4 protein-coding genes are annotated in these 3,050 nt (G+C 37.9%); 1 reads left to right on the top strand and 3 read right to left on the bottom strand.

What is annotated here, in order from left to right:
- Nucleotides 1-119 precede the first annotated feature (119 nt).
- The 3 genes from groL to FC57_RS10300 all read right to left on the bottom strand — a co-directional run bounded on the left by groL (nt 120) and on the right by FC57_RS10300 (nt 2,740).
- Nucleotides 120-1,751: a chaperonin GroEL gene (gene groL / locus FC57_RS10310; protein WP_007126900.1), complete on the bottom strand. Its 1,632-nt coding sequence runs from the start codon at nt 1,749-1,751 to the stop codon at nt 120-122.
- A 21-nt stretch (nt 1,752-1,772) separates the two neighbouring features.
- Complete coding sequence (groES, locus tag FC57_RS10305; RefSeq protein ID WP_007126899.1) at nt 1,773-2,057, bottom strand: co-chaperone GroES; 285 nt, start codon at nt 2,055-2,057, stop codon at nt 1,773-1,775.
- A 185-nt stretch (nt 2,058-2,242) separates the two neighbouring features.
- The gene (locus FC57_RS10300) at nt 2,243-2,740 is read right to left on the bottom strand and encodes a hypothetical protein (RefSeq protein ID WP_148449494.1); all 498 of its coding nucleotides are present in this window, start codon (nt 2,738-2,740) and stop codon (nt 2,243-2,245) included.
- Between the two features lie 66 nt (nt 2,741-2,806).
- Between FC57_RS10300 and FC57_RS11520 the strand changes: the two genes are divergently transcribed.
- Nucleotides 2,807-2,902 (top strand): putative holin-like toxin, encoded by a 96-nt coding sequence (locus FC57_RS11520; protein WP_222859509.1) that lies wholly within the window; start codon nt 2,807-2,809, stop codon nt 2,900-2,902.
- Nucleotides 2,903-3,050: the final 148 nt, after the last annotated feature.

Below are 3,050 nucleotides of genomic sequence, written 5' to 3'. Positions count from 1 at the left end.
ATTTGAGCTAGAGTGAGAGTTCTTATTCTTGTAATAAGAAGTTTTATTTTTAATAAGGAACTTGATCATTTCATGATCAAGAATTGTATCTCTAAACGCTAAAGCGTTAAGAGATACAATTACATTCCCATTCCTGGAGCGCCGGCACCTGCACCGCCTTGTGGAGCAGCTGGCTTTGGTTCAGGAATTTCTGCAACAACGGCTTCAGTAGTCAAAAGTAATGCAGCAATTGAAGCAGCGTTTTGCAAAGCAGTTCTAGTTACCTTAGTTGGGTCAATGATACCTGCATCAACCATGTTTTCCCACTTGTCAGTAGCAGCGTTGTAACCAACTTCATTTTCTTGGTGTTCAAGCTTGTTCAAAATTACTGAACCATCTTTACCAGCGTTTTCAGCAATTTGACGAACTGGTGCTGAAAGTGCTCTTAAAACAATGTTGATACCAGTTTGTTCATCTGGGGTTTCACCCTTAAGGTCCTTAACAGCCTTTTCAACGTTTACTAAGGCTGTACCACCACCAGCAACATAACCTTCGTCAACAGCGGCACGAGTTGAGTTCAAAGCGTCTTCAATTCTGTAACGACGTTCCTTCAATTCAGTTTCAGTAGCAGCACCTACGTGGATAACAGCTACACCACCAGTTAACTTAGCAAGACGTTCTTGTAACTTCTTCTTGTCAAAGTCTGAAGTTGATTCTTCAATTTGCTTTCTGATTGAATCTTCACGTTCTTGGATAGCGTCCTTTGAACCAGCACCATCAACAATAGTAGTTGAATCCTTGGTTACAGTTACACGACGAGCTTGACCTAATTGATCAATCTTAGTGTCCTTCAATTCAAGGCCTAAGTCACTGCTGATTACAGTACCACCAGTCAAAGCAGCAATATCTTGTAATTGAGCCTTACGACGGTCACCAAAGCCAGGAGCCTTAACAGCAACAACATTGAAGGTACCACGGATCTTGTTCAAAACAAGTGTTGGAAGAGCTTCACCAGAAACATCATCAGCGATGATTAACAAAGCCTTACCTTGTTGAACAATTTCTTGAAGCAATGGCAAGATGTCTTGGATGTTTGAGATCTTTTTATCAGTAATCAAAATGTAAGGATTATCAAGATCTGCTTCCATCTTATCGTTGTCAGTTACCATGTATTGTGATAAGTAACCACGATCGAATTGCATACCTTCAACTACTGAAAGTTCAGTGTTGATACCACGTGAATCTTCAATAGTGATAACACCATCATGACCAACCTTTTCCATAGCGTCAGCAATTAAATTACCAACTTCTTTTGATGATGATGAAACAGAAGCAACGTTAGCAATTTGTTCCTTTGATTCAACTTGGTGGCTGATCTTGTGTAATTCATCAACGGCAGCTTTAGTAGCCTTTTCAATACCGCGACGAATACCTACAGGGTTAGCACCAGCAGTAACGTTCTTCATACCTTCACGGGTAATAGCTTGAGTCAAAACAGTTGCAGTAGTAGTACCGTCACCAGCAATATCGTTGGTCTTTTGAGCAGCTTCAGCAACTAACTTAGCACCCATGTTTTCGTAGTGGTCTTTTAACTCAATTGACTTAGCAATAGTAACACCATCGTTAGTAATGTCAGGGTTGCCGTAGCTTTGTTCCAAAACAACGTTTCTACCCTTAGGACCAATAGTAGTCTTAACAGTATCAGCTAACTTATCAACACCCTTTAAAAGGGAACGTCTTGCATTTTCTGAGAATTTAATATCTTTTGCCATATTCTAAAACCGCTCCTTTAATTACTTTTCAATTGCTAAAATGTCTTTTTCGTGAAGGACTAAGTACTTTTGGCCTTCGTATTCAACGTTGGTGCCAGAGTATCTATCGTAAATAACTACGTCGCCTTTCTTAACGGCCATAGGAATCTTTTCACCGTTTGATGCGTAAGCACCATCACCAACAGCTACAACTTCACCTTCAATTGGCTTCTTCTTAGCATTTGATGCTAAAACAATGCCGCCAACTGTCTTTTCTTCTTCTTCTTTAACTTTAACGATCACGCGATCACCGATTGGTTGTAACACGTTTAGTCCCCCTTATAACTTATTTTCTTCTTTAAGAATTTGAAATCATTTATTAGTGATTAGCACTCTTATTTATCAAGTGCTAACTTACAAATATGATAATAACCTGTTTTATTAAAAAAAGCAAGAAAAAATTAGCACTTTTTATAAAAGAGTGCTAATTTTGCTTTTTCTTAACTTTTTATCTAAAACGGGATCATTAGAATGGCTTCTAAAATACCTTCTTCTATCGTACTGGACAAGTATTTTTTATAAGCTGGACCAAAGCTATCATATTCAGTCTTTTTATTATGCTCTTCTTCAGTAAAGTAATATTTGCCTTTCTTGCAAGAACGAAGCGTACGAATCAGCGCAACCAGCATCCCTAACAGGATAAAAGCAATTAATACGATGATAGCAAAGAGCAAGCCAATCCAACTTTGTTCTTCATAACTGAGACCTATCCCGACTAAAAAAACGAAGTACAGTCCTACAGTATTAATATTTCTAATCCAGCGAAACAAACTGACTTTAGCAGTTAGCAAGATGGCAGCTAACACTGGAAGCATCGTAAAGATGATTAAAACTATGCCATAGCTATTCTTTAAATATTGAACTCCATTGCGAAAAATAAAGAAAACAGCTATTGCAACAGAAATAATTGCTATTATCCAGGCTGCATTTCTTTGTTGCTTTTTCGTCATTTCCATCATCCCTTACTTGAAAGTTAGTGAAGCAATTTATGCTATAATTTTTTGTTCAATTTTATCATGTCTAACAACAAAAAGGTTCACAATATTGTGAGCATTTTTTTGTTCGGGATGTTCCTGTTAGCTCTACTGACATACATCGACCACAAAAAATAAAAACGCCGCTCAATTGCAACTTTTGGCAGAGTTATTGAGTGACGTGTCCACAATAATATAACTTTCCACCGCTCTTAAAGCGGGGTGTTAAGGAGACATTACGTCTCCTTTTTCTTTACTTTAATTATAATACGCGTGGTGCTAGTTA

The sequence above is a fragment of the Lactobacillus ultunensis DSM 16047 genome (assembly GCF_001436305.1).
Classification (GTDB): Bacteria; Bacillota; Bacilli; order Lactobacillales; family Lactobacillaceae; genus Lactobacillus; species Lactobacillus ultunensis.
Note: the sequence above shows the minus strand (reverse complement) of the source record. Positions and strands in the feature narration are given on the sequence as shown.